Origin of the sequence: Pseudoxanthomonas taiwanensis (assembly GCF_010093135.1) — a bacterium.
Lineage (GTDB): Bacteria > Pseudomonadota > Gammaproteobacteria > Xanthomonadales > Xanthomonadaceae > Pseudoxanthomonas > Pseudoxanthomonas taiwanensis.
Genome location: NZ_PDWK01000015.1, coordinates 1 through 24957, shown reverse-complemented (window position 1 = coordinate 24957; position 24957 = coordinate 1). Strand labels below are relative to the sequence as shown.

Genomic DNA, 24957 nt, shown 5'->3' with positions numbered 1-24957 from the left:
GGTCCGTTGTGTGACGGTTGCCACGCAACGGGTGTGCTTCATGCCGCTATCCTCGGGGGTCCTGAACGTCCTGAGCACCGGGGGAACGCGCGATGGGGTTTCGCACGTGGTTGTGTCTTGGATCGCTCCTGCTGGCAGCGGCGGCGCAGGCGCAGTCGTTGCCGGCGCCGCGCGAGTTCTACTTCGACGAGGACCGCTACACCACCCGGCCGATCGTGGCCGTGCCCGGCGAGGGCGGGGGGGGGGTGGAGCGGCTGGCCGCGCGCGTGCAGCGCCGGCCCGAGGACGTGGAGGCCAGCGCGCAGCTGGCGCACGTGGCCATGCGCTCGGGCCGCACGGAGCTGGGCCACAGCCTGTACCAGGGCGCGCAGCGCAACGCCGCCAACAACACCCGGCTGCAGCGCGCGGTGACCTGGAACTACGCCTGGGACCTGTACCGTGCCGGCGAGGTGCAGCAGGCGCTGGAGCAATGGCGCACGCTGATCGGCGGCTGGCCCAAGGCGCCGTCCTGGCAGCCGCCGACCCTGGCCCTGGCGCTGTGGCGCCTGGGCCGGCAGCGCGAGGCGGTGGCCTGGTACGCGGCGGCGGTGCGCACCGAGCCGACGCTGTGGACCGACGCGGCCAACTTTCCGCGGCTGCTGCCGGACTGGGACGAGGCCGACCGCGCGGTGCTGGCCGAGGTGCTGGAGGCCTGGCGCGCCGACCCGCCGTCCTGGCCCTGAGCCGGCATGCGAAAATGGGCCGGCGCCGGACCGGCGCCCGACGGCCCCTCCCGTGACCTGCACCCAGCCGGACATCCACCCGCAGCGCACCCGTGGGCACGCCGCGGCGTGCCGTGCCCGTGGCGTGCGCCGCGGTCGGCGCCGTGCGGTGGACGCGCGGAGCCCGCCAGGCCGGCGCCGCGCGCCCGGTGGCTGGGGCCTGGCCACGCCGCGGCCGCGCCGGGCGCGCCGCGGCTATCGCGGCCGCTGGCGCCGCAACCGAGCTGACAATGGCATTTGACGCTTTCGCCCTGATCCTGGCCATGCTCGCCCTGGGCATGGCCATGGCCCGCACCACCCTGCTGCCGGACAACGCCGCCGACACCCTCAACCGGGTGGTGCTGTACGTGTGCCTGCCGGCGGCGGTGCTGCTGTACGTGCCGCGCCTGCACATGCAGTGGTCGCTGCTGGGCGTGGCGGCCACGCCCTGGATCCTGATGCTGGCCACCTGGCTGCTGGTCGGCCTGGCCGCGCGGATCTGGAAGTTCGGCCGCGGAGAGTATGCGGCGCTGCTGCTGCTGGTGGGCCTGGGCAACTCCAGCTTCGTCGGCTACCCGATGGTGCGCGCGCTGCTGGGCGAGCACGCGGTGCAGTACGCGGTGGTGTACGACCAGTTCGGCACCTTCATGCTGCTGTCCAGCGTGGGCCTGTACATCTGCGCCCGCTACGGCGGCAACGGCACGCCGGGCGCGCGCCGGATGCTGGGGCGCGTGCTGCGCTTCCCGCCGTTCTGGGCGCTGCTGTTCGGCCTGACCCTGATGCCGGAGCGGCCGCCGGAGTGGATCGCCGCGGGCCTGCAGCGCCTGGCCGACGCCATGCTGCCGCTGGTGATGCTGGCGGTGGGCCTGGCCATCCGCCTGCGCCTGCCGCGCGGCGAGCTGGGCCCGCTGGCCGCCGGCCTGGGCCTGAAGCTGGTGGTGATGCCGGCCATCGCCCTGCCGCTGTCGCTGCTGTTCGGCATGCCGAAGGAGATGCTCTCGGCCAACGTGCTGGAATCGGCCATGCCGGGCATGGTCTCGGCCGCCGGCCTGGCCATGGCCCACGGCCTGGCCCCGCGCCTGTGCGCGGGCCTGGTCGGCTACGGCATCGTGCTGTCGCTGGCGACCCTGCCGGCCTGGGCCTGGCTGCTGGCGCACGTGGCCTGAGCGCCGCGCGCTCAGGCCGCCGGCACCGTGCGCGTGGCCGCCCAGGCGCGCAGGGCCTCGACCTGCTCGGCCATCAGCACCGACAGCGGCCGGGTGCCGCGGATCTCCTGCATCAGCAGCGTGGTGTCCAGCGGGCGCTGCTCGGCATGGGCGGCGTACAGGCCGGAGACGATGGCCTGCTCGATCTCGGCGCCGGAGAAGCCCGCGCCGGCCGCGGCCAGCGCGGGCAGCGCGAACGCCTCCGGGTCCAGGCCGCGTTCGCGCAGGTGGATGCGCAGCAGCTCCACCCGCGCCTCCGGGCCGGGCAGGTCCACGAAGAAGATCTCGTCGAAGCGGCCCTTGCGCAGCAGCTCGGCCGGCAGGTGCTGCACCTGGTTGGCAGTGGCCACGAGGAACACCGGCGCCTTGCGCTCGGCCATCCACGTCAGCAGATAGCCGAGCACGCGCCGCGACACGCCGCCGTCGCCCTCGCCGGCGTCGGCCGCCACCCCCTTCTCGATCTCGTCGATCCACAGCACGCATGGGGCCAGCTGCTCGGCCGAGGCCAGCGCGGTGCGCAGGTTGGCCTCGGTCTCGCCGTGGTACTTGGCATAAAGCGTGCCGAAGTCCAGGCGCAGCAGCGGCACCTGGAACTCGCCGGCGATGGCCTTGGCCAGCAGCGACTTGCCGCAGCCCTGCACGCCCAGCAGCAGCACGCCCCGCGGCGGGTCCCGGCCCGGGGGCGCGTTGCCGGCGAAGGCCGCGCGGCGCAGGCCGATCCAGCGTTTGAGCCGGGCCGCGCCGGCCACCTCGGAAAAGCCGGCCGCGTCGTACTCGTAGTGCAGGTGGCCGCTGCGGTTGAGCAGCTCGTACTTCAGCCGGGCCAGCTGCGGCAGGTCGGAGGCGGTGAGGGCGCCGTCGGTGTGGATCAGCTGGCGGGCGATGCGGCGCGCGTCGTGCAGGTCCAGGCCCTGCAGGGGGCGCACGATCTGCTTCCCCGCCCCCGGGTCGGCCTCGCCCCGGCGCCCGCCGTTCTCGCGCGCGTAGGCCGCGGCCTCCTCGCGCACCAGCTTCAGCAGCGCGGCCGCGTCCGGCAGGCGCGGGGTGAAGCGCACCGCCAGGCTTTCCAGCTCCGCCGGCAGCTCCACCTTCGCGCCGACCAGCACGACCACGTGCGGCTGGCAGTGGCGGCGCTGGATGATGTCGCGCAGCAGGCGCTGGTGGCTGGCGTAGCCGAGGTAGGGGTGGAAGTCCAGCAGCAGGTAGATGCCGCGCTGTTCGGCGGCCTGGATGGCGCGCAGCACCGAGGAGGCGTCCGGCGGGCCCTCGGGCGGATCCTCGCGGTCCAGGTCCAGGCGGCGCAGCCCCTCGGTGATGGTCCAGCGGTACAGTGCCCGCCACACGTGCAGCAGGGACTGCCGGAACAGCTCCACCACCCGGTCCTCGTCGCGTGTCTCCACCACCACCAGCGGGGTGTTGGCGCGGATCAGGGCGGTCAGGTCCTGCAGCTGGCTCATACGGCGGTCCGGGGGGATCCGCGCCACGATAGCAAGCCGGCCGGCGCGCTTCCTACCGCCGCCACGGCACGCGGTGTACCCTGCCGGCAGGCCAATCGGGAGGCAGCCGCGGATGAAGACGATTCTGGTGGCCGGTTCCAAGGGCGGCGTGGGCAAGACCACAATCGCGACCCACCTGGCGGCCCATTCGGCCCTGCAGGGCAGGCGTACGGTGCTGGCCGACGCCGACCCCCAGCATTCGGCCACCCGCTGGGCGCAGCGGCGCGCGGCGCTGGACAGCGCGGTGCTGCCGGTGGACGCCACCCGCCGCAACTGGCGCGCCGCGGTGCCGGCCGACAGCCAGCAGATGGTGATCGACGCGCGCGCCGGCGCCCTGGCCGGCGACCTGGAGGGGCTGCTGGAGGCCGCCGACGCGGTGGTGGTGCCGGTGCAGCCCTCGGCCCTGGACATCGAGGCCACCGTGGAATTCCTCAACACCCTTGGCAAAGTGCCGCGGGTGCGCCAGCGGCGCCTGCCGGTGGGGCTGGTGCTCAACCGCACCCGGCCGTGGACGCACGCCTCCCGGCAGGCGCTGGAGATGCTGCAGGGCTGGCCCTACCCGGTGCTGGCGCAGCTGCGCGACACCCAGGCCTACGTGGTCCTGGTGGGTCTGGGGCGCAGCCTGTTCGACTACCGTTCGGCCCAAGTGCGCGAGCATCAGGCCGACTGGGAACCGCTGCTGAAATGGATCGCCAAGGCATGAACGGGGAGCCCGCGTGCGCGAACTGATCCTGCTGCGCCATGCGCACGCCGAGCCGGCCGCGCCGGGCCAGGCCGACATCGACCGGCCGCTGTCGGCGCAGGGCCTGGCCGAGGCCGAGGCCGCCGGGCGCTGGCTGCTGGCCCAGGGCCTGGTGCCCGACTGCGTGCTGTGCTCGCCGGCGCGGCGCGCCCGCGAGACGCTGGAGGCGGTGCTGCAGGTCGCCGGCTACGTCGAGCAGCGGCTGGAGCAGGCCATCTACGAGGCCACGCTCGGCACGCTGATCGGCCTGCTGCAGGAGCACCGGGAGGTCGAGCGGCTGATGCTGGTGGGCCACAACCCCGGCATGGAGCGGCTGGTGGCGCTGCTGCACAGCGGCCAGTCCGGCCAGTACCGCGGCATGCCCACCGCGGCGGTGGCGGTGCTGTCGCTGCCGGGGACGGACATCGAGCCGGGCGTGGGTCGCCTGTCGGCGTTCTGGTGGCCCTGAGCGCATGGTGCGGCCGGTCCGGGAACGCAGGTGGATGCCCTGGTTCCTGCTGGCGGCGTTGCTGGCGCCGCCCGGCAGCGCCGCGCCGGTGTCCGCGTCGCAGCCGCCGCTGCGGGTCGATCCGGCGCGCAGCCACCTGGGCTTCGAGGTCCGCACCCGCGTCGGCCACCGCCTGGGGGGCGAGTTCCCGCGCTACGAGGGCCTGGTCGAGCGGCTGGCCGACGGCCGTCACCGCGTGCGCCTGCGCGTGGCCACGGCCGAGGCGGTCATCCCCGGCCGTCCGCGCTACACCGCCTGGATGCGCGGCGAGCACTTCTTCGACCCCCTGCGGTATCCGTGGATGGAGTTCGTGTCCGAGCCCTACGACCCGGCCGTGCTGGCCGCCGGCGGTCCGCTGCGCGGCCATCTGACCCTGCGCGCGCACACCCACGCCGAGGTTCTGGAGGTGGCACCGGCCGCCTGCGCCCGTCCCGGCCGCGACTGCCCGGTGTCGGTGCGCGGGGACATCGACCGCGGCCGCTACGGCATGGCCGACTGGCGGATGGTGCTGTCCGACCGGGTCCGCTTCGTCATGCAGGTGTGGCTGCGGGAGGAGGCGCCATGAGGCTGCCGCTGCGCCTGCTGCTGCTGACCCTGCTGCTGCCGCTGGCCGCCTGCGCCACGCTGTCCCCGGAGAAGCGCGCGCAGGCCGAGGCCGTGGCCCTGGCCGCGCGCGACACCACGGTGAACTGCCAGCGTCCGGACCGCTGCGCCCCGCCCTCGCCGCTGCGCGGCCTGGCCGGGCAGGCCTTCGCCGCCTCCGCGCCGGAGGCGCCGCGCCACTACGCGCTGATCCTGGACAGCGGCGCCGACGCGCTGGTGGCGCGCCTGGACCTGATCCGCGGCGCGACCCGGCGCATCGACCTGCAGACCTACATCTTCGACAAGGACGACAGCGCCCGCCTGGTGCTGGACGAGCTGCTGGCCGCGGCCCGCCGCGGGGTGAAGGTGCGGCTGCTGATCGACCAGCTGTCGGCCATCGCCGACCTGGACATCCTCGCCGCCCTGGCCGGCGCGCACGCCAACCTGGAGCTGCGCATCTACAACCCGACCTTCGGCCTGGCCAAGCCCAACTACCTGCACTACGCCGCCAGCGTGCTGTGCTGCTTCCGCCGCTTCAACCAGCGCATGCACAACAAGCTGCTGGTGGTGGACGACGCGGTGGGCATCACCGGCGGGCGCAACTACCAGGACGACTACTACGACTGGGACCGGCAGTACAACTTCCGCGACCGCGACGTGCTGGTGGCCGGCCCGGTGGTGCGGGAGATGGCGCGCAACTTCCAGGAGTACTGGAACGACCGCCGCGCCGTGCCGGTGGCGCACCTGCGCGACGTGGGCAAGCTGCTGCTCGCGCGCGGGGTGCCGGAGATGCCGCCGGCGCGGCCGGCGCACCCGGAGCGGGTGGAGCGGATGTCGGCGGTGGCCGCCGACCCGGCGCTGGTGCGCGAGCGCCTGGCCGGCCGCGCCCTGCCGGTGGGCCGGGTGGCCTACCTGGCCGACCGCCCGGACAAGCACCACGAGGGCGTCACCGACGGCGGCGCGCCCGGGCTGGCCAGCCTGCTGTCCCACGCCGAGCGCGAGGTGCTGCTGCAGACCCCGTACCTGGTGCTGTCCGACCGCGCGGTGGAGGTGTTCCGCGAGCTGCGCGCGCGCCCGCGGCCGCCACGGGTGGTGGTGTCGACCAACAGTCTGGCGGCCACCGACAACCCGATCGTCTACGCGCTCAGCTACAAGTACAAGCGCCGCAACGTGCGCGAGCTGGGCTTCGACCTGTACGAGTACAAGCCGTTCCCGGCCGATCCGCCGGTGGACCCGGCCCTGTCCTGGCTCCCCGGCGCCGACGCCGGCCCCACGGTGCCGCGCAGCGAGCTTCCCGGCGGCAGCCTGGGCGGCAGCCGCGGCCCGCAGCCGCGCCAGGTGGAGGACAAGCTGCGCACCGAGACCCGGCCGTCGCTTCTGCGCGCCAGCGCCCCGGCCAACCGGCCGCTGCCGGTGACCCGCAGCGGCTCGCGCATGGGCCTGCACGCCAAGTCACTGGTGATCGACCGCCGCATCGGCGTGATCGGCACGCACAACTTCGACCCGCGCAGCGAGAACTACAACACCGAGGCGGTGGTGGTGATCGAGGACCCGGCCTTCGCCCGGGCGCTGGCCGCCAGCATCGAGCGCGACATCGCCCCGGGCAACGCCTGGGCCGTGGCGCCGCGCTCCAGGCCGCCGGTGCTGTCGGGCCTGAACTACAGCGTGGGCAAGGTGCTGGAGCGTTCGCCGGTGCTGGACGTGTGGCCGTGGCGCTACGCCACCAACTACGAGTTCCGCCCGGGCCCGGACTGCCCGGCGCCGTTGCCGCGCACCGCGCCGGACTTCCACCGCTGCTACGAGCCGGTCGGCGACTTCCCCGAGGTCAGCCTGGGGCCGCGCTCGCTGATCACGCGTATGCTCCCCGCCTTCGGCGCCGGCCTGGTGCCGATCCTCTAGCCACCCCGGGAACCCGCACCTCCATGATCTTCCGCGCCCCCGTCGACCTGGACGCGCTCAACCGCCTCAGCCAGGGCACCCTGATCGAGCACCTGGGCATCGTCTTCACCGCCGCCGGCGAGGACTGGCTGCGTGCGACCATGCCGGTGGAGCCGCGCACCCGCCAGCCGTACGGCCTGCTCCACGGCGGCGCCTCGGTGGTGCTGGCCGAGACCCTGGGCAGCAGCGCCGGCAACCTGTGCCTGGACACCCGCCGGCAGATGGCCGTGGGCCTGGAGATCAATGCCAACCACCTGCGCGCGGTGCGCGAGGGCGTGGTCACCGGCACCGCCCGCGCCCTGCACGTGGGCCGGACCACCCAGGTCTGGGAGATCCGCATCGAGGACGAGCGCGCCCGGCCGGTGTGCGTCTCGCGCCTGACCCTGGCGGTGGTGCCGGTGGGCTGAGGGGACGGATGCGCAGGCGGCGGCGCATCCGGTATCGTGGGCGCCCTATGGCTCAGCATCCCCATCGCGCCAGGGCCGGTGGCCTGGCGCGCAGTCTCCGTTACCTCTACCGCCTCCCGCTGCTGCTGCTGCACCTGCTGGTGTCCCTGCCGCTGTGCCTGCTGTGCCAGGCGCCGGTGCTGGGGCGCCGGCGCTGGGGCCAGGAGACCGTCGCCGACCGCGCGGTGCGCGCCTGGTCGGCCGGGCTGATGTGGATCTTCGGCTTCCGCCTGCGCCGGGTCGGCGCGCCGCTGCCCGGCCCGACCCTGTTCGTGGCCAACCACGTCAGCTGGGTGGACATCGAGGTCCTGCACAGCCAGCGCATGATGGGCTTCGTGGCCAAGCGCGAGATCGCCGGCTGGCCGGTGGTCGGTTGGCTGGCGGCGCGCGGGCAGACCATCTTCCACCAGCGCGGCAACAGCGACTCGCTCAACGGCGTGATGGAGGAGATGCGCCGGCGCCTTGAGTCGGGCCGCTCGGTGGGCGTGTTCCCGGAGGGGCGCACCCGCGACGGCCGCGAGGTGGGGCCGTTCCACGCCCGCATCTTCCAGGCCGCGGTCGAGGCGCAGGTGCCGGTGCAGCCGGTGGCCCTGCGCTACGGCGAGGGCGGCGGCGCCCAGACCGTGGTGGCCTTCGGCCCGGGCGAGAGCTTCGTGGCCAACTTCTTCCGCCTGCTCGGCGAGCCGGCGCGGGTGGCCGAGGTGCACTTCCTGGAGCCGATCCCGCCGGGCAACGTGGAGGGGCGCCGCCGCATCGCCGAACAGGCGCGCGAACGCATCGTGGCGGTGATGGGGCGGTGAGGCGCGGCCGGCGGGGGTGATGGCTGTGGATGCGGGCCGGACCGGAGCGGGGGTGCCCATGCCGACGGCGGCCGACTACCTGCCGCCGCTGCTGCTGCGCAATCCCCACCTGCAGTCGGTGCTCGGCTCCAGCCACCTGCGCCGCCTGCGTGGCCGCCGCGCCCTGGCCGCCACCGGCGCGCACACCCGGGAGCTGATCCTCGACGGCGGCAACGGCGCGCGCCTGCAGGGCTGGCACAGCCGCGTCCCCGGCGCGCGCGCGCGCGGCATGGCCCTGCTGCTGCACGGCTGGGAGGGCAGCGCCGAGTCCGGCTACATGCGCCTGGCCGCAGCCCGCCTGCTGCGCTGCGGGTTCGAGGTGTTCCGCCTCAACTTCCGCGACCACGGCCAGACCCACCACCTCAACGAGGAGCTGTTCCACTCCAACCGTCTGGACGAGGTGGTGCACGCCGCCGTCGACATGGTGCGGCGCCTGCGCGTGCGCGACCTGGTGGTAGCCGGCTACTCGCTGGGCGGCAACTTCGCCCTGCGCCTGGGCCTGTGCGCCCGCGTCGCCGGCCTGCCGCTGCGGCACATCGCCGCGGTCTGCCCGCTGGTGGACCCGGCCACCACCTTGGCGCACATGGAGCGGGCCCCGGCGATCTACGACTGGTACTTCCGGCGCAAGTGGCGCAGCTCGCTGCGGCGCAAGCGCGAGCTGTTCCCCGAGCGCTACCGCTGGGACGACTCGGTGCTGGCCCAGGACATGCGCGGGCTGATGGCCTGGCTGGCGCAGCGCCACGCCGGCTTCGACAGCCTGGACGCCTACTTCGACAGCTACTCCATCGCCGGCGACCGCCTGGCCGGGCTGCAGGTGCCGGCCGACATCCTCATGGCGCAGGACGATCCGGTGATCCCGTTCGAGGACTTTCGGCGCTGGCGCCTGCCGTCCACGGCGCGCCTGGAGGTGGCGCGCTGGGGCGGCCACTGCGCCTTCGTGGAGAACCTGGCCGGCGACGGCTTCGCCGAGCGCTGGCTGGCCGCGCGCCTGTGCGCGGCCCTCCCGGCGGACTGAGCCGGCCCGTTACACTCGGGACTTTTCCACGCGAAAGTCCCGGAAACCATGCAGGAAGCGATCCAGCAGGCGCTGCAGGGCGGCGACCTGGACAAGGCTCTGGCCCTGGCCCGCGAATGGGCCGAGGCCTCCCCCGACGATGCGGCCGCCCGGCACGCCCTGGCCGTGGCCCTGGCCCAGTCCGGCGATCCGGACGCGGCGCTGGCCGCGCTGGACGAGGCCCTCCGCCTGGCGCCGGAGAACGCCTGGCTGCACATGGACCGTGCCGTGCTGCTGGTGCAGGGCGGCCGCCTGGAAGCCGCGCGCGAGGCCCTGGACCAGAGCTTGGGCCTGGACCCCAACCTGGTGCCGGCCTACCTGGCGCAGGCGCGGCTGGCGCTGCTGCGCGGCGACCTGGACGCGGCCGGGCAGGCCCTGCGCACCGCCGCGCGCATCGCCCCGGAGGGCGACCCGCACCTGGCCACGGTGCAGGCGATGCTGGCCCTGCGCCGCGGCGACGCCGAGCAGGCGCTGCGCCACGCCAGCGCCGCGGCCGAGCGGCTGCCGGACGATCCGCAGCTGCTGTCGGTGCTGGCCCTGGCCTACCTGGCCCGCGGCCACCTGGCGTTCGCCGAGCAGGCGCTGCGCCGGGTGATGGAGCTGGCGCCTCCGGCCGCGGCGAAGCTGCGGCCGCTGCTGGCCCAGCTGGTCGACGCCCAGCGCCGTCCCGGCGAGGCCGTGGACGTGCTGGCGCCGCTGCTGGAGGGCGAGGCCGCCCCGGCCCTGTACCGGGCCGCGGGCCTGTACGCGCTGCGCGCCGGCCGCGCCGGGGAGGCGCTGGCCCACCTGCGCCGCGCGCTGGACGGGCTGCCGGACGACCTGGCGGTGCTGGACGGGCTGATGCGGCTGTGGCAGGCGCGCGGCGAGCGCGAACAGGCCCGCGCCACGCTCGAGTCGGTGCTGGCCGCGCACCCCGATGCCGGCGCGGCGTGGTCCGCCCGCCTGGTACTGGAGACGCCCGGCACCGCCGAGGGCGCGCAGGTGCTGGAGCGCTGGCTGGCGGCCATGCCGGAGCACGTGCCGGCACTGCACGCGGCGCTGTTCGACCGCGAGCGCGCCGGCGACCCGGCCGGGGTCGAGGCGTTCGCGCGGCGCGTGCTGGCGCTGCGCCCGGAGGACTTCGTGGCTGGCCGCATGCTGGCCGAGACCCTGCTGGAGCGCGACGCCGAGGCCGCGCTGGCGCAGGCCCGTGCGCTGCTGGCGGCGCAGACGGAGGAGGCCGCGCGCGCCGGTGTGCGCAGCTGGCTGGGCCAGCTGCTCGACCGCGCCGGGCGCCCGGACCAGGCCCTGGCCGAATGGCTGGCGCTGCACGCCGAGCACGGCGGGCGGCTGCCGCCGCCGCCACCGCCGGCGGAGGTCGCCGGCCCGTGGCCGGACGCGGCCGCGCCGGCGCCGGAGACGCAGGTGCTGCTGGTATGGGGTGCGCCGGGCTCGGGCGTGGAGCGGGTGGTGGACACCCTGGTGGCCGGCGGCGGTCCGGTGCTGCGCGACCGCTTCGGCCCGCGGCCGCCGGACGATCCGCTGCAGCCCCGCCACCGCCGCGGCGCTGGCCGCGGGCCGGCTGCCGCCGGACGAGCTGGTGGCGCGCTGGCGCCGTGCCCTGCCGGCGCGCGGCATCGGCAACGGCGTTGCGGTGGACTGGCTGCCGTGGTGGGACAACGCACTGCTGCTGGCGCTGCGCCCGCACCTGCCGGAGGGCCGCCTGCTGCTGGCCCTGCGCGACCCGCGCGACATGCTGCTGGGCTGGATCGCCGGCGGCGCGCCGTTCGCGCTGGAGGCGCCCGGGGCGGCCGCCGCGTGGCTGGCGGCGCGGCTGGAGCAGGTGGCGCAGCTGCACGAGCAGGACCTGTACCCGCACGTGCTGCTGCGCCTGGACGAGGTGCTGGCCGATCCGCCGCAGCTGGCCGCCCGCCTCGGCCAGGCGCTCGGCTTCCCGCTGCCGCCGGCCCCGCGCGATCCGCGCGGGCTGCCCGCCGGGCGCTGGCGCGCCTACACCGGGCTGCTGGCCGACGCGTTCGCGCGCCTGCAGCCGGTGGCCGTGCGCCTGGGCTACCCTGAACACTGACCACGGAGGACTGCCATGCGCATCTGGAGCGACAGTTTCGAGCATCGCGGCCGGATCCCGGCCGAGTTCGCCATGGGCCGGCCCGACGGGTTCGCGCCCAATCGCAACCCGCACCTGGCCTGGGACGGGGTCCCCGACGGGACCCGCTCCTTCGCCCTGCTGTGCATCGACCCGGACGCGCCGACGGTGCCGGGGACCGTCGGCCGCCAGGACCTGCAGATTCCGGTCGAACAGCCGCGCGCGGAATTCGTGCACTGGGCGATGGCCGACATCCCCGCCGACGTGCGCCAGATCGCGGCCGGCAGCTGCAGCGATGGCGTCACCGCGAAGGGCAAGCGGCAGCCGCCGGGCCGGGCCGGCGCGCGCCAGGGCCTGAACGACTACCCCGGCTGGTTCGCCGGCGACGCCGACATGGGCGGCGCCTACTTCGGCTACGCCGGCCCGTACCCGCCGTTCAACGACCTGCGCGTGCACCGCTACTTCTTCCGCCTGTTCGCACTGGACGTGGACAGGCTGGAGCTGCCGGAGCGGTTCACTGCCGCCGACGTGCTGCGCGCCATGCAGGGCCACGTGCTGGCCGAGGCGGTCCTGTACGGCACCTACACGCTCAATCCGCAGCTGGGCTGAGTCGCGGGGGGGCGTCGCGAAGATCGACCTCAAGCGCCGCCTGGGACCGCTGTACCGTCCGGCAGCGGGCATCGTCGAGCTGGACGTTCCCGCCTTCCCCTTCCTGATGGTCGACGGCGGCGGCGACCCGGACACCGTGCCGGCCTGGCGCGAGGCCGTGGAGGCGCTGTACGCGGTGTCCTACGCGGTGAAGTTCGCGCTCAGGCGCCGGCACGCGCTGGACTACGTGGTGATGCCGCTGGAAGGCCTGTGGTGGGCGGACGACCCGGCCAGCTTCCTGCGCGGCGAACGCGCCGCCTGGCGGTGGACGGCGATGATCATGCAGCCGCCGGAGGCGGGCGCGGAGCTGGTCGCCGAAGCGGTGGCCGGCGTGCGCGCGAAGAAGGCGCTGCCGGCGCTGGAGCGACTGCGCCTGGAAACCTTCACCGAAGGGCGTTGCGCGCAGGTGCTGCACGTGGGGCCGTACCGGGACGAGGGGGCGGCCATCGCGCGCCTGCACGCCTGGATCGGCGAACGCTCGACGCTGCGCGGCCGGCACCACGAGATCTACCTGGACGATCCGCGGCGCAGCGCGCCGGAGAAGCTGCGGACCCTGCTGCGCCAGCCGATGGCCTGAGCGGCTACGGGGCGACCTGCTTCGACTCGACCACCATGTCCAGCACGTAGGCGTAGCGCGAGGCGTCGGCCGGCGCCGGCTCGCGCACGTAGCGGTCCACGCGCAGCACGTTGCGCACGCCCGGCTGGTGCCGGTAGCCCTCGATCGGCCCGGAGAAGTTCTCCCAGGGCCCGGGGTCGCCCACGGCCAGGCCGCGCTCGTCGTAATGCAGCCGGCGCACCTGCAGGCACTGCACCTGCCCCATCAACGGGTGCTCGCAGGGCCGGGTCTCGGCGGCCACCTCCAGGAAGATCCGCTCCGGTTCGCCGCCGTAGCGGGTGGCGGCGGTGGGCCGGCCCGCGAACACCAGGCGCTCGCCGGCGGCGGTGGCCAGCACCAGCCGCGGCGGCCCACCGTCCTCCAGGGCCAGGTGCGGCCGGCCTTCCAGGCGCGTGCCCAGCTCGCGGTCCAGGGCCATCAGCGCCGGGTCCGGGCAGGCCATCAGCGTGGACACCAGCCGCTCGATCACCAGCAACCCGTCCTCGATCCGGTAGCGGCCGGACATGCGGTTGCAGGTGTTGGACACCACCAGGCGGCCGTCGGCGAAATCCAGCTGCACCGGCCGGTCGGCGCGTCCGGCCAGCGCCGGCACGGGCCGGCCGGCGGCGTCGCGGGCCTCGCGCAGCTACCAGTGGTGGGCCGCCAGCAGCGCCGGCGCGGCGGCCTTCCCGGCGGCGGGCGCGGGGCTGGCCGGATCGGCTGGCGGGGTGCTGCCGCAGGCGGCCAGGGCCAGCAGCAGGCCCGGCAGTGCCAGGCGGAAATACGGGGTGGCAGGGCGCATGGCAGCGGCTCCTTGTCGGGGGAACGTGTGCCGGGCCCTGCGCCGGAGGGCTACTGTCCGGGCATCAACGCCAGCAGCAGCAGGCCCAGCACGATGCGGTATAGCGCAAAGCCCGTGAAGCGGTGGGCCTTGATGTACCCCATCAGCCAGCGCACCACGGCAAAGCCGGTCACCGTGGCGGCGGCGAAGGCCAGCGCCACCTCGTCCCAGGGCTCGCGGCCCAGGCCGCCCGCGGCGGCCAGTTCCACGAAGGCGTAACCGCTGGCGGCGAACATGGTCGGGATGCCGGCCAGGAACACGAATTCGGCCGCGGCCGGGCGCCGCGAGGTGCCGGCCAGCATGGCCATGAAGATCGCCGCGGCCGAGCGCGAGGTGCCGGGGAACACGCCGGCCACCACCTGGGCCAAGCCCACCAGCACCGCCACCTTCCAGCTGACCGTGGCCACGTCGCCGCGGCGCTCGGCCAGGCGTTCGGCCACCAGCATCCACACGCCGCCCAGCACCAGGGCGGTGGCCACCGGCGTGACCGTCTCCGGCAGCTCCCAGCCGGCCAGGCGCACCGGCAAGCCGACCAGTGCGGTCACCAGGAAGGCCACCGCCAGCTTGGCCACGTAATCGCGGTTGGCCGGGTCGTCCAGGCCGGTGAGCAGGCCCCACAGGCGCTGCCGGAACACCAGGGTGACGGCGAGGATCGCGCCGGCCTGGATGACGATGTTGAAGAAGTCCGAGCGGGCGCCCAGCCAGTGCTGGGCGATCAGCAGGTGGCCGGTGCTGGACACCGGCAGGAACTCGGTCAGGCCTTCGAGGACGCCCAGCAGCAGGGCGGAGAGCATGTCGGACACGGGCGGGTGCGGGGTCAAAGGTGCCCAGCATACGTGACCGGCCGGCGGTGCGTGGCACCGCACCAGGTGCACCTTTACAGTGCATTCCTGCACAGGAAAAGTGCAAATGGCTGGACGGGGCGGCGCATACTCCTGTGGAAATACATTCGAATCAATGGCTTACGTACGCGCCGCGGGTTGGCACAGCCCCTGCTATGGAAGGGGTACCCACCAACCCGAGGTTTGCAAGCGATGTCCGTGGAGAACGTTGAGAAGCTGATCAAGGACAACAAGGTCGAGTTCGTCGACCTGCGTTTCGTCGACATGCGCGGCGTGCAGCAGCACGTCACCTTCCCCGCCAGCATCGTCGACGAGTCGCTGTTCGAGGACGGCAAGATGTTCGACGGCTCGTCGATCGCCGGCTGGAAGGGCATCAACGAGTCGGACATGGTGCTGCTGCCGGACGCGGACACCGCCTTCATCGATCCGTTCACCGCCGATCCGACCCTGGTCCTGACCTGCGACATCCTGGACCCGGCGACCATGCAGGCCTATTCGCGCTGCCCGCGCGGCGTGGCCAAGCGCGCCGAGGCCTACCTGAAGTCCCTGGGCATCGCCGACGCCGCGTTCTTCGGTCCGGAGCCGGAGTTCTTCATCTTCGACGCGGTGCGCTTCGCCAACGAGATGGGCCACACCTTCTTCCACATCGAGTCGGAGGAGGCGGCCTGGAACAGCGGCCGCGAGTACGACACCGGCAACACCGGCTACCGCCCGGGCGTGAAGGGCGGCTACTTCCCGGTGGCCCCGACCGACTCGCTGCACGACCTGCGCGCGGAGATGTGCAAGGTGCTGGAGGAGATCGGTATCCCGGTCGAGGTCCACCACCACGAGGTGGCCACCGCCGGCCAGTGCGAGATCGGCACCCGCTTCAACACCCTGGTGCGGAAGGCCGACGAGCTGCTGACCCTGAAGTACGTGGTCAAGAACGTCGCCCACCGCAACGGCAAGACCGCCACCTTCATGCCCAAGCCGATCGTCGGCGACAACGGCAGCGGCATGCACGTGCACCAGTCGCTGTCCAAGGACGGCAAGAACCTGTTCGCCGGCGACGGCTATGGCGGCCTGTCGCAGCTGGCGCTGTGGTACATCGGCGGCATCTTCAAGCACGCCCGCGCCATCAACGCCTTCGCCAACGCCGGCACCAACAGCTACAAGCGCCTGGTGCCGGGCTTCGAGGCGCCGGTGATGCTGGCCTACTCGGCGCGCAACCGCTCGGCCTCCTGCCGCATCCCGTGGGTGTCCAGCCCGAAGGCCCGCCGCATCGAGATCCGTTTCCCGGATCCGCTGCAGTCCGGCTACCTGACCTTCACCGCGCTGATGATGGCCGGCCTGGACGGCATCCGTAACCAGATCGACCCGGGCGCGCCCTCCGACAAGGACCTGTACGACCTGCCGCCGGAGGAGGAGAAGAACATCCCGAAGGTGTGCTCGAGCCTGGACCAGGCGCTCGAGGCGCTGGACGCGGACCGCGAGTTCCTCAAGGCCGGCGGCGTGATGAGCGACGACTTCATCGACGGCTACATCGCGCTGAAGATGCAGGAGGTCACCCGCTTCCGCGCGGCGACCCACCCGCTGGAGTACCAGCTCTACTACGGCAACTGAGCGCAGCGGCGCGGGGGGGAACCCCGCGCCGCTTCCGCATCCGCATCCGACCAGCGCCGCCCGGCCGGGGAACCGGGCGGCCTCCGGCAGAGGAGAACGCACGCAGCTACAGGGGAAGCAACGGGATTCGACGGGCCTGCACACCTCCCCCCAGGGAAGTCGGGTGCAGTCCGTGAATCGGTGCGCCGCCGCCGTCATGGAGCGGCCATGTCGTACGGGGCGCGCCGGGCCCGCGGGTCCGGCCGCTCCTGGTTCCGAACGCCGGCCGCCAGGCCGGGACCTCCACCATCGGGATGCGAACATGAAACTGATCACTGCCATCATCCGGCCGTTCAAGCTCGACGAGGTGCGGGAAGCCCTCGCCCAGGCGGGCGTGTCGGGAATCACCGTGACCGAGGTCAAGGGCTTCGGTCGCCAGAAGGGCCACACCGAGCTGTACCGGGGGGCCGAGTACGTCGTGGACTTCCTGCCCAAGATCCGCATCGAGACGGTCGTGACCGACGACCGCGTCGAGGCGGTGCTGGAGGCGATCCAGCAATCGGCCGGCACCGGCAAGATCGGCGACGGGAAGATCTTCGTGACCCCCGTCGAACAGGTGGTCCGCATCCGTACCGGCGAAATCGGCGCCGACGCACTCTGACCCGTCCACTCCGGAGTACAGCCATGAACGTCCGTAGCCTGCCCGGGTGGAAGACCCGGTTCCATACGCTGTGCCTGATGCTGCTGGTGGCCGTGGCCGCCGGCACCGCGGCCGTCCCCGCCACCGCCCAGGAAGGGACGGGGGCGCCGGTGACCGAAGCGGTCCCTGCCGGGCCTGTCGCCGCACCGGCCGATGCCACCGCCGAAGCCGCTGCCGACGCCGTCGCGGGCGAGGAGGCGGCCGCCGGTGAGGAGGCCGCCCTCGACTCGGGCGACACCGCCTGGATGCTGACCTCGACCCTGCTGGTGCTGCTGATGATCGTGCCGGGCCTGGCCCTGTTCTACGGCGGCCTGGTGCGCAGCAAGAACGTGCTGTCGGTGCTCAGCCAGGTGCTGGTGGTGGCCTCGCTGGTGATCGTGCTGTGGTCCTTCTACGGGTACAGCGCGGTGTTCACCGAGGGCAACGCCTTCTTCGGTTCCTTCGCCGAGAAGTCGTTCCTGAAGGGGATCGGCGTGGAGACCCTCAGCGGCTCCATCCCGGAGCTGCTGTTCGTCGCCTTCCAGTCCACCTTCGCCGCCATCACCACCGCGCTGATCGTCGGCGCCTTCGCCGAGCGCATCAAGTTCAAGGCGGTGCTGCTGTTCTCGGTGCTGTGGTTCACCTTCAGCTACGTCCCGATGGCGCACATCGTCTGGGGCGGCGGCTACCTGGCCGAGCTGGGCGCGATCGACTTCGCCGGCGGCACCGTGGTGCACATCAACGCCGGCGTGGCCGGCCTGGTCGGCGCCTACTTCGTCGGCAAGCGCCTGGGCTACGGCCAGGTCGCGCTCAAGCCGCACAACGTGCCGTTCACCTTCATCGGCGCCGCCCTGCTGTGGGTCGGCTGGTTCGGCTTCAACGCCGGCTCGGCCGTGGCCGCCGACGGCACTGCCGCACTGGCCTTCATCAACACCATCCTGGCCACCTCGGCCGCGGTGGTGGGCTGGACCGCGGTGGAGGCCCTGACCAAGGGCAAGCCCTCGGCGCTGGGCGCGGCCTCCGGCGCGGTCGCCGGCCTGGTCGGCATTACCCCGGCCTGCGGCACCGTCGGCCCGCTGGGTGCCATCGTGGTCGGCCTGGCCGCCGGCGTGGTCTGCGTGTGGGGCGTCACCGGCCTGAAGCGGCTGCTCAACGTGGACGACACCGCCGACGTGTTCGGCGTGCACGGCATCGGCGGCATCGTCGGCGCCATCCTCACCGGCGTGTTCACCGCCCCGTCGCTGGGTGGCACCGGCGAGGCCGACTTCTCCATCGCCAGCCAGGTCTGGATCCAGGTGGTCAGCGTCGGCTTCACCATCCTCTGGTGTGCGGTGGTCACCGCCGTGGCGCTGCTGCTGACCCGCGTGGTGTTCGGCCTGCGCGTGAGCGAGGACGCCGAGCGCGAGGGCCTGGACATCGCCTCCCACGGCGAGTCCGCGTACGAGCTGTGAGCCAGGGTGCCGGCCCGCGACGTGCGCCGCGGGCCGGCACCGGTCCTCTGCCGCCGGTCGCGGCCGGCGGCCCAGTGCGGCGGGCAGGGCCTGCCCGCCATCGCCGAGGTGATCCGTGTCTGCCGCTGTTTCCAGGGACCATGGCGTGCGCCGCTTGCCAGGCACGGCGCGGCGCGGTGCAATGCACGGCCATGATCCCGCGTCTCCTGCTCCTGTCCCTGGTCCTGCTGCTTGCCGCCTGCGCGCAGGCGCCCGTGCGCAATCCCCTGGCGCAATGGCGGCCCTCGCCCAACCACGACGAGCGCCGCGCAGTGGCCATCGTCATCCACGCCACCGAGCAGCGTTCGGTGGCCGAGAGCCTGCTCACGCTCAGCACCGGCAACAGCGGCGGCCCGGTGAGCGCGCACTACCTGGTCGGCGAGGACGGGACGATCTACCAGCTGGTCGAGGAGTCGCGCCGCGCCTGGCACGCCGGCGGCGGCCGCTGGGGCACGATCACCGACCTCAACTCCGCGTCCATCGGCATCGAGCTGGACAACGATGGCGCTGAACCCTTCCCGCCCGCGCAGATCGAGGCGCTGCTGCGCCTGCTCGAGGACCTGTGCACGCGCCTGGGCATCCCGCGCCACGCGGTCATCGCCCATGCCGACCTGGCGCCCACGCGCAAGCGCGACCCGGGCATCCACTTCCCGTGGCGGCGCCTGGCCGAGGCCGGCTTCGGCCTGTGGCCGGACCCGGCCGACGGCGATCCGCCGCCCGGCTTCGACCCGTGGCTGGCCATGGAGGCCATCGGCTGGCCGCTGCACGACCGCGCCGCGGCGGTGCGCGCCTACCGCCGCCACTACCGCGGCGACGAGGCCGACACCCTCGACGCCGAGGACCTGCGCATCCTCCACTCGCTGGTCCAGCAGGCCCGCCGCCTGCGCTGAGCATGCCGCGTGGCCGGCATCGCGCCGGCCGGCGTCTTGCACTAGATTGGTGCAATGGACGCCATGACCGCTCCCCCGACCCTCGACCAGCTCGGCACGCCGGTGGCCTGGGCCGACGCGCAGGGGCGCATCGCCGGGGTCAACCCGGCCTTCCAGCGCTGGCTGGGGGTCGGTCCCCGGCGCGTGCTCGGCCAGCCGCTGGCCGCGCTGGAGCAAGAGGGCGACGCCCTGGCCCGCTTCCTGCGCCAGGACGAACGCGACACCCTGCGCCTGAAGCGTTCGGCCCTGGGTCTGCCCGGGGAGACGCCGCACTACGCCGACGGCTGGCTAACCCGCACCGGCGAGGGCTGGCTGCTGGAGGTCCACCCGGCCGACGGCTCCCCCGAGCTGGACACCGCACAGTCGTTGCCCGGCGCGCTGGCCGCCGCACTCAAGGGCCTGGCCCACGAGCTGCGCAACCCGCTGGCGGGGATGAAGGGCGCGGCCCAGCTGCTGGCCCGGCGCGCCGCGCAGCGCCCGGAGGACGCCGCCGAGCGCGAGCTGATCCAGCTGATCGGCTCGGAGATCGAGCGCCTGAGCCAGCTGCTGGACCAGCTGATGTCGCCGGCGCCGCACCGGCCGCACGCCCCGCTCAACATCCACGCCGTGCTCGAGCGTGTGCTGCGCCTGGCCGAGGCCGAGGGCGCCCCCAGCGTGCGCCTGCAGCGCGACTACGACCCCAGCATCCCCGAGCTGGCCGGTGACGCCGACCGGCTGACTCAGGCGGTGTGGAACCTGGTGCGCAACGCGCAGCAGGCCGGCGCCTCGACCATCGTCCTGCGCACCCGCGTGGAGAGTGGCCTGCACATCCGCGAGCGCGTGCACGCGCGGGCGGTGCGGGTGGACATCGTGGACGACGGCTGCGGCGTGCCGGAGGCGCTGGCCGACCACCTGTTCCTGCCGCTGGTCAGCGGCCGCGCCGAGGGCACCGGCCTGGGCCTGGCCCTGGCCCACCAGGTGGCGCGCGAGCACCGCGGCTCGCTCACCTACCGTTCCCGGCCCGGGAACACCGTGTTCACCCTGCTGCTGCCGTTGGCCGATCCCGAAGGAGGTTCCACCGCATGAGCGCCGACAGCCGCCGTGTTTGGGTGGTCGACGACGACCGCTCGGTCCGCTTCGTGCTGGCCACCGCGCTGCGCGACGCCGGCTACGAGGTCGACGGCTTCGAGGACGCGGCCAGTGCGCTGGCCGCGCTGGAGGTGCGCGGCGCGCCGGACCTGCTGTTCACCGACGTGCGCATGCCCGGCGAGGACGGCCTGGTGCTGCTGGACCGGCTCAAGGCCGCGCACCCGCAGCTGCCGGTGATCGTGATGAGCGCCTACACCGACGTGGCCAGCACGGCCTCGGCGTTCCGCGGTGGCGCCCACGAGTTCCTGTCCAAGCCCTTCGACCTGGACGACGCCGTGGCCCTGGCCGCGCGCGCGCTGCCGGCGGCCGACGCGCCGCCGGCGCCGGTGTCCGAGCCGGCACCGGACGGGGATGGCCAGCAGGAGCTGATCGGCGACACCCCGGCCATGCGCGCGCTGTTCCGCGCCATCGGCCGCCTGGCGCAGGCGCCGCTGTCGGTGCTGATCACCGGCGAGACCGGCACCGGCAAGGAGCTGGTGGCCAAGGCCCTGCACCGCGAGTCGCCGCGCGCCGGCGGCCCGTTCGTGGCGCTCAACACCGCCGCCATCCCGGCCGAGCTGCTGGAGAGCGAGCTGTTCGGCCACGAGGCCGGCGCCTTCACCGGCGCGCAGAAGCGCCACATCGGGCGCTTCGAGCAGGCCCACGGCGGCACCCTGTTCCTGGACGAGATCGGCGACATGCCGGCCTCGCTGCAGACCCGCCTGCTGCGCGTGCTGGCCGAAGGCGAGTTCTTCCGCGTCGGCGGCCGCGAGCTGATCCGGGTGGACGTGCGGGTGATCGCCGCCACCCACCAGGACCTGGAGGCGCTGGTCCAGCAGGGCCGCTTCCGCGCCGACCTGCTGCACCGGCTCAACGTGGTGCGCCTGCAGTTGCCGCCACTGCGCGAGCGCCGCGGCGACATCCCGCTGCTGGCCACCACCTTCCTGCGCAAGGCCGCACGCAAGCTGGGCGCCGGGGCCAAGCGCTTCGACCGTGGCGCCCTGGCCGCGCTGCAGGCCATGGACTGGCCCGGCAACGTGCGCGAGCTGCAGAACCTGTGCTGGCGCCTGGCCGCGCTGGCGCCGGGCGAGACCATCACCGTCGAGGACCTGCGCCTGGCCCAGGGGCCGGTGGCCGCGCCCGGCGTGGCCGCGGCCGGCGGGGACGACTGGGACCGGCGCCTGGCGCAGTGGGCGCTGGCCGCGCTGCGGGCCGGCGCGCGCGAGCTGCACGCGCAGGCGCGCGAACGCTTCGAGCGGGCGCTGTTCAACGCCGCCCTGGAGCACACCGGCGGGCGCCGGGTGGAGGCGGCCGCGCTGCTTGGGGTGGGCCGCAACACCGTGACCCGCAAGCTGGGACCGGGGCGCCGCCGGCGCGGCTGAACGCCCTCGCACGGCGCTCATCCGCCCTGGACCGGGCAGGCGCTATGCTTGGGGCTTTCCCCGGATCAGGAGGACCGACCATGCGCACCATCCTCGCCTCGCTCGGCCTGGTGGCCCTGGCCGCCTGCAGCAGCACGCCCCCGTCCGCCCCGCCCGTGGAGCCGGCCGCGCCCGCCGCGGGCACGGCGCAGCAGGCGGTGGCGGTGCTGGCCTCGGCCTCCGGCAGCCGGGTCAGCGGCAAGCTGACCCTGGCGCCGATGGGCGACGGCGTGCACATCGCCGGCGAGGTCGGCGGGCTGCCGCCGAACGGCCAGTTCGGCTTCCACGTCCACGAGAAGGGCGACTGCAGCGCGGCCGACGCCAGCAGCGCCGGCTCCCACTTCAACCCGGCCGGGGCGCCGCACGGCCGGGCCGGTTCCGGCGCGCACCACGCCGGCGACATGGACAACCTGGCCTCCGACGCCGACGGCGTGGCCCGGGTCAACGTGCACCTGCGCGGGGTCAGCCTGGGCGGCGGCGCGGCCAACGACATCGCCGGCCGCGCGGTGATCGTCCACGCCGACCCGGACGACTACCAGAGCCAGCCCACCGGCAACGCCGGCGCGCGCCTGGCCTGCGGCGTCATCCGCATCGTGCAGTGATCCGTCGGCCCCGGGGCGCAGCCCCGGGGCCTCGCGCCGGCGGGGTCAGGCGTCCTGGCCGCCCTGGGCGAGCAGTTCGCGCGGGTCATGGGCGCCGTCACAGTGCACGTACAGCACCGGGATGCCGTGCGCCTCCAGCACCGCGGCCAGCTGGCGCTGGCGCGCCAGGAAGAGCTCGTAGGCGCGCTGCAGCTGCCCGCACTCGCCCGCGCCGCCGTGGTAGTGCCGGCACCAGGCGGCTGGGTCGAACAGGGCCATCCGCGCCTGCCCGCCCTGCACCCGCAGCAGCGGCTCCGGTCCGGCGTCCAGCCATTCTTCCGCCGACGGCGCCAGCAGTGCCGCCTCGATCAGCGGCCACAGCGGGGCCAGGCCGCGGTGCTCGTACTGCATGGCGGTCATCGCCGCCAGGTCGTGCGCGGTGAGGTAGCGGGCGTGCTCGATGCGTGCGCCGAAGGCCTCCTGCGCCAGCAGCGCGGTGTCCGCGGCGGCCATGCCGAACTGCAGCAGCTGCTCCTCCAGCGCCTCGGCCACCGGCTCCAGCACGGCGCGCGGGCCGGCCAGCAGGTACGGCAGCACGCGCAGGCTGCCGCCGGCCAGTTCCGGGTCGGCGCGGAACGGCAGCGGCACCTCGCCGCCGGCGTCGGCGCCGAAGGCCAGCACGCGCGGCCCCTGCTTGCGGCCGGGCGCGCGCGCGTGCCGTTCCTCCAGCCGCTGGTGCAGCGGCCAGACCGGGCGCAGCGCCTCGGCCGGGTCGAAGTGCGCGGCGGCCAGGACCAGGTCCAGCTCCGCCACCTCCGGCCCCAGCCGGGCCAGGTCCCGGCCCACGCGCACGGCCAGCTCGCCGGCCGGGTCCGGGGACAGGGCGGGGACGGCCGGCACGGTGCCACCGGCCAGCTCGAGGGCGAACACGCCGCGGGCGACGGCCTCAGCCATGGCGGGCCTGCCTCGGCGCGGCCGCGCGCCGGTTGTTCATGCCGGGGAAGGAGTGGGTCATTGGCCGCCTTGCGGGTGGAAGCTACACTCCACGCATTATGCCTGCGCGCGCGTGCAGGCATCCCCACACGATCCCAACGTTTCGAGGTAGGCCGATGCCCGCTGCCCGTCCTGTCGCCATTCTCGGCGGCGTCCGTATTCCCTTCTGCCGGCAGAACACCGCCTATGCGGACGTGGGCAACCTCGGGATGTCGGTGCGCACCCTCGGCGCGCTGGTCGAGCGCTTCGGCCTGCACGGCCAGCAGCTCGGCGAGGTGGCCATGGGTGCGGTCATCAAGCATTCCTCGGACTGGAACCTGGGCCGCGAGGCGGCGCTGTCCTCCGGCCTGTCGCCGCTGACCCCGGGCATCACCCTGCAGCGCGCCTGCGGCACCAGCCTGGACAGCATCATCACGGTGGCCAACAAGATCGCCCTGGGCCAGATCGACTCGGGCATCGGTGGCGGCTCGGACACCACCTCCGACGTGCCGATCGTCTACGGCAAGAAGCTGCGCTCGCGCCTGCTGGCCGCCAACCGCGGCAAGACCACCCGCGACAAGATCGCCGCGTTCAGGGGTTTCAAGCTGGCCGAGCTCAAGCCCGAGTTCCCGGGCGTGGCCGAGCCGCGCACCGGCAAGAGCATGGGCCAGCACTGCGAGGACATGGCCAAGGAGTGGAACATCTCCCGCGACTCGCAGGACGAGTGGGCGCTGTCCTCGCACAAAAAGCTGGCCGCGGCCTACGAGCGCGGCTTCTTCGCCGACCTGATCGCGCCGTTCCGCGGCGTGGAGCGCGACAACATCCTGCGCCCGGACACCACCCTGGAGAAGCTGGCCGCGCTCAAGCCGGCCTTCGACAAGTCCGGCCGCGGCACCCTGACCGCGGGCAACTCCACCCCGCTGACCGACGGCGCGGCGGCGGTGCTGCTGGCCTCGGAGGAGTGGGCGCGTGCCCACGGCCACGAGCCGCTGGCCTACCTGCGCGACGCGCACGTGGCGGCGGTGGACTTCGTTCACGGCGAGGGCCTGCTGATGGCCCCGACCGTGGCGGTGGCCGAGATGCTCCGCCGCAACAACCTGACCCTGCAGGACTTCGACATCTACGAGATCCACGAGGCCTTCGCCGCCCAGGTGCTGTGCACCCTGCGCGCCTGGGAGAGCGAGGACTACTGCCGCAACCGCCTGGGCCTGGACGCGCCGCTGGGCCGGATCGACCCGGAGAAGATCAACCCGGTCGGCTCCTCGCTGGCCACCGGCCATCCGTTCGCCGCCACCGGGGCGCGCATCGTCGCCACCGCCGCCAAGCAGCTGGCCGAGCGCGGCGGCGGACGCGCGCTGGTGTCCATCTGCACCGCCGGCGGCATGGGCGTGGTGGCCATCATCGAGCGCTGAGCCGGCCCAAGGCGGCATGGAAAAAAGGGCGGCCCGGGGGCCGCCCTTTGGCTTCTGCGGGCCTGGCGGGCTCAGAACTCCTGCCAGTCGCCGTCGTCGTCGCCGGCCGGGACCGGTGCGGCCGCCGCGGTGCGCACCGGCCGGGCCACGGCCGGCCGGGCCGGGGCCGGGCGCGCTTCGGCCCGGGGCGCCGGCGGCAGCGCCGGGCGCGCGTCGGCGGCCAGGCGGAACACGGCCACCGCGTCGG

Annotated in this window: 25 protein-coding genes; 20 read left to right on the top strand and 5 right to left on the bottom strand. The window is 74.1% G+C overall.

What is annotated here, in order from left to right; all coding sequences use genetic code 11:
• Positions 1 to 92: 92 nt before the first annotated feature.
• A complete protein-coding gene (locus CR938_RS04550) occupies positions 93 to 722 on the top strand; it encodes a tetratricopeptide repeat protein (RefSeq protein ID WP_162123873.1) in 630 nt (209 codons plus the stop codon).
• Positions 723 to 991: 269 nt separating this feature from the next.
• Positions 992 to 1906 (top strand): AEC family transporter, encoded by a 915-nt coding sequence (locus CR938_RS04545; protein WP_162123872.1) that lies wholly within the window; start codon positions 992 to 994, stop codon positions 1904 to 1906.
• 11 nt (positions 1907 to 1917) lie between these two features.
• Here the strand turns inward: CR938_RS04545 and CR938_RS04540 are convergent, their stop codons facing one another.
• Positions 1918 to 3402: an AAA family ATPase gene (locus CR938_RS04540; protein WP_162123871.1), complete on the bottom strand. Its 1485-nt coding sequence runs from the start codon at positions 3400 to 3402 to the stop codon at positions 1918 to 1920.
• Positions 3403 to 3514: 112 nt separating this feature from the next.
• Here CR938_RS04540 and CR938_RS04535 point away from each other — a divergent pair, with 112 nt between their 5' ends.
• The 10 genes from CR938_RS04535 to CR938_RS04490 all read left to right on the top strand — a co-directional run bounded on the left by CR938_RS04535 (position 3515) and on the right by CR938_RS04490 (position 12837).
• A complete protein-coding gene (locus CR938_RS04535) occupies positions 3515 to 4144 on the top strand; it encodes a ParA family protein (protein WP_162123870.1) in 630 nt (209 codons plus the stop codon).
• Between the two features lie 13 nt (positions 4145 to 4157).
• Positions 4158 to 4631, top strand: a complete 474-nt coding sequence (locus tag CR938_RS04530; protein ID WP_162123869.1) for a SixA phosphatase family protein — start codon at positions 4158 to 4160, stop codon at positions 4629 to 4631.
• A 34-nt stretch (positions 4632 to 4665) separates the two neighbouring features.
• Positions 4666 to 5235, top strand: a complete 570-nt coding sequence (locus tag CR938_RS04525) for a YceI family protein (protein WP_246190973.1) — start codon at positions 4666 to 4668, stop codon at positions 5233 to 5235.
• Positions 5232 to 7151 (top strand): phospholipase D family protein, encoded by a 1920-nt coding sequence (locus CR938_RS04520; RefSeq protein WP_162123867.1) that lies wholly within the window; start codon positions 5232 to 5234, stop codon positions 7149 to 7151. The genes CR938_RS04525 and CR938_RS04520 overlap by 4 nt, the downstream gene beginning before the upstream one ends.
• Before the next feature lie 23 nt (positions 7152 to 7174).
• Positions 7175 to 7597 (top strand): hotdog fold thioesterase, encoded by a 423-nt coding sequence (locus CR938_RS04515; RefSeq protein ID WP_162123866.1) that lies wholly within the window; start codon positions 7175 to 7177, stop codon positions 7595 to 7597.
• A 47-nt stretch (positions 7598 to 7644) separates the two neighbouring features.
• Positions 7645 to 8436: a lysophospholipid acyltransferase family protein gene (locus CR938_RS04510; RefSeq protein WP_162123865.1), complete on the top strand. Its 792-nt coding sequence runs from the start codon at positions 7645 to 7647 to the stop codon at positions 8434 to 8436.
• Between the two features lie 58 nt (positions 8437 to 8494).
• Positions 8495 to 9490, top strand: coding sequence for a YheT family hydrolase (locus CR938_RS04505; protein WP_162123864.1), 996 nt, complete (start codon positions 8495 to 8497; stop codon positions 9488 to 9490).
• A 48-nt stretch (positions 9491 to 9538) separates the two neighbouring features.
• Positions 9539 to 11587 (top strand): tetratricopeptide repeat protein, encoded by a 2049-nt coding sequence (locus tag CR938_RS04500; protein ID WP_162123863.1) that lies wholly within the window; start codon positions 9539 to 9541, stop codon positions 11585 to 11587.
• A 22-nt stretch (positions 11588 to 11609) separates the two neighbouring features.
• A complete protein-coding gene (locus CR938_RS04495) occupies positions 11610 to 12221 on the top strand; it encodes a YbhB/YbcL family Raf kinase inhibitor-like protein (RefSeq protein WP_162123862.1) in 612 nt (203 codons plus the stop codon).
• A gap of 106 nt (positions 12222 to 12327) precedes the next feature.
• Positions 12328 to 12837 (top strand): GyrI-like domain-containing protein, encoded by a 510-nt coding sequence (locus CR938_RS04490; RefSeq protein ID WP_246190972.1) that lies wholly within the window; start codon positions 12328 to 12330, stop codon positions 12835 to 12837.
• A gap of 4 nt (positions 12838 to 12841) precedes the next feature.
• On the opposite strand, the gene CR938_RS04485 is transcribed toward CR938_RS04490, so the two are convergent.
• The 3 genes from CR938_RS04485 to CR938_RS04480 are packed head-to-tail and all read right to left on the bottom strand — an operon-like array spanning position 12842 to position 14499.
• Positions 12842 to 13468 carry an META and DUF4377 domain-containing protein gene (locus CR938_RS04485; RefSeq protein ID WP_246190971.1) on the bottom strand — a complete coding sequence of 209 codons (627 nt, stop codon included), beginning with the start codon at positions 13466 to 13468 and terminating at the stop codon, positions 12842 to 12844.
• A gap of 33 nt (positions 13469 to 13501) precedes the next feature.
• Positions 13502 to 13657 carry a hypothetical protein gene (locus CR938_RS14555; RefSeq protein WP_246190970.1) on the bottom strand — a complete coding sequence of 52 codons (156 nt, stop codon included), beginning with the start codon at positions 13655 to 13657 and terminating at the stop codon, positions 13502 to 13504.
• Between the two features lie 50 nt (positions 13658 to 13707).
• The gene (locus tag CR938_RS04480; RefSeq protein WP_162123861.1) at positions 13708 to 14499 is read right to left on the bottom strand and encodes an undecaprenyl-diphosphate phosphatase; all 792 of its coding nucleotides are present in this window, start codon (positions 14497 to 14499) and stop codon (positions 13708 to 13710) included.
• Positions 14500 to 14730: 231 nt separating this feature from the next.
• Here CR938_RS04480 and glnA point away from each other — a divergent pair, with 231 nt between their 5' ends.
• The 7 genes from glnA to CR938_RS04445 all read left to right on the top strand — a co-directional run bounded on the left by glnA (position 14731) and on the right by CR938_RS04445 (position 22347).
• The gene (gene glnA / locus CR938_RS04475) at positions 14731 to 16140 is read left to right on the top strand and encodes a type I glutamate--ammonia ligase (protein ID WP_162123860.1); all 1410 of its coding nucleotides are present in this window, start codon (positions 14731 to 14733) and stop codon (positions 16138 to 16140) included.
• 301 nt (positions 16141 to 16441) lie between these two features.
• Positions 16442 to 16780: a P-II family nitrogen regulator gene (locus tag CR938_RS04470; protein ID WP_162123859.1), complete on the top strand. Its 339-nt coding sequence runs from the start codon at positions 16442 to 16444 to the stop codon at positions 16778 to 16780.
• Positions 16781 to 16803: 23 nt separating this feature from the next.
• Entirely contained in the window at positions 16804 to 18249 is a 1446-nt protein-coding gene (locus tag CR938_RS04465; RefSeq protein WP_162123858.1) for an ammonium transporter, read from the top strand.
• A 191-nt stretch (positions 18250 to 18440) separates the two neighbouring features.
• On the top strand, positions 18441 to 19178 hold the full coding sequence (locus CR938_RS04460) for an N-acetylmuramoyl-L-alanine amidase (RefSeq protein WP_162123857.1): 738 nt from the start codon (positions 18441 to 18443) through the stop codon (positions 19176 to 19178).
• Positions 19179 to 19241: 63 nt separating this feature from the next.
• Complete coding sequence (locus CR938_RS04455; protein WP_162123856.1) at positions 19242 to 20282, top strand: two-component system sensor histidine kinase NtrB; 1041 nt, start codon at positions 19242 to 19244, stop codon at positions 20280 to 20282.
• Entirely contained in the window at positions 20279 to 21706 is a 1428-nt protein-coding gene (gene ntrC, locus CR938_RS04450) for a nitrogen regulation protein NR(I) (RefSeq protein ID WP_162123855.1), read from the top strand. Before CR938_RS04455 ends, ntrC begins: the two co-directional genes overlap by 4 nt.
• Positions 21707 to 21786: 80 nt before the next feature.
• Positions 21787 to 22347: a superoxide dismutase family protein gene (locus tag CR938_RS04445; protein ID WP_162123854.1), complete on the top strand. Its 561-nt coding sequence runs from the start codon at positions 21787 to 21789 to the stop codon at positions 22345 to 22347.
• Positions 22348 to 22392: 45 nt separating this feature from the next.
• On the opposite strand, the gene CR938_RS04440 is transcribed toward CR938_RS04445, so the two are convergent.
• Positions 22393 to 23280 carry a hypothetical protein gene (locus CR938_RS04440; RefSeq protein ID WP_162123853.1) on the bottom strand — a complete coding sequence of 296 codons (888 nt, stop codon included), beginning with the start codon at positions 23278 to 23280 and terminating at the stop codon, positions 22393 to 22395.
• A gap of 155 nt (positions 23281 to 23435) precedes the next feature.
• Here CR938_RS04440 and CR938_RS04435 point away from each other — a divergent pair, with 155 nt between their 5' ends.
• On the top strand, positions 23436 to 24710 hold the full coding sequence (locus CR938_RS04435; RefSeq protein ID WP_162123852.1) for an acetyl-CoA C-acetyltransferase: 1275 nt from the start codon (positions 23436 to 23438) through the stop codon (positions 24708 to 24710).
• The last annotated feature ends 247 nt before the right edge of the window (positions 24711 to 24957 follow it).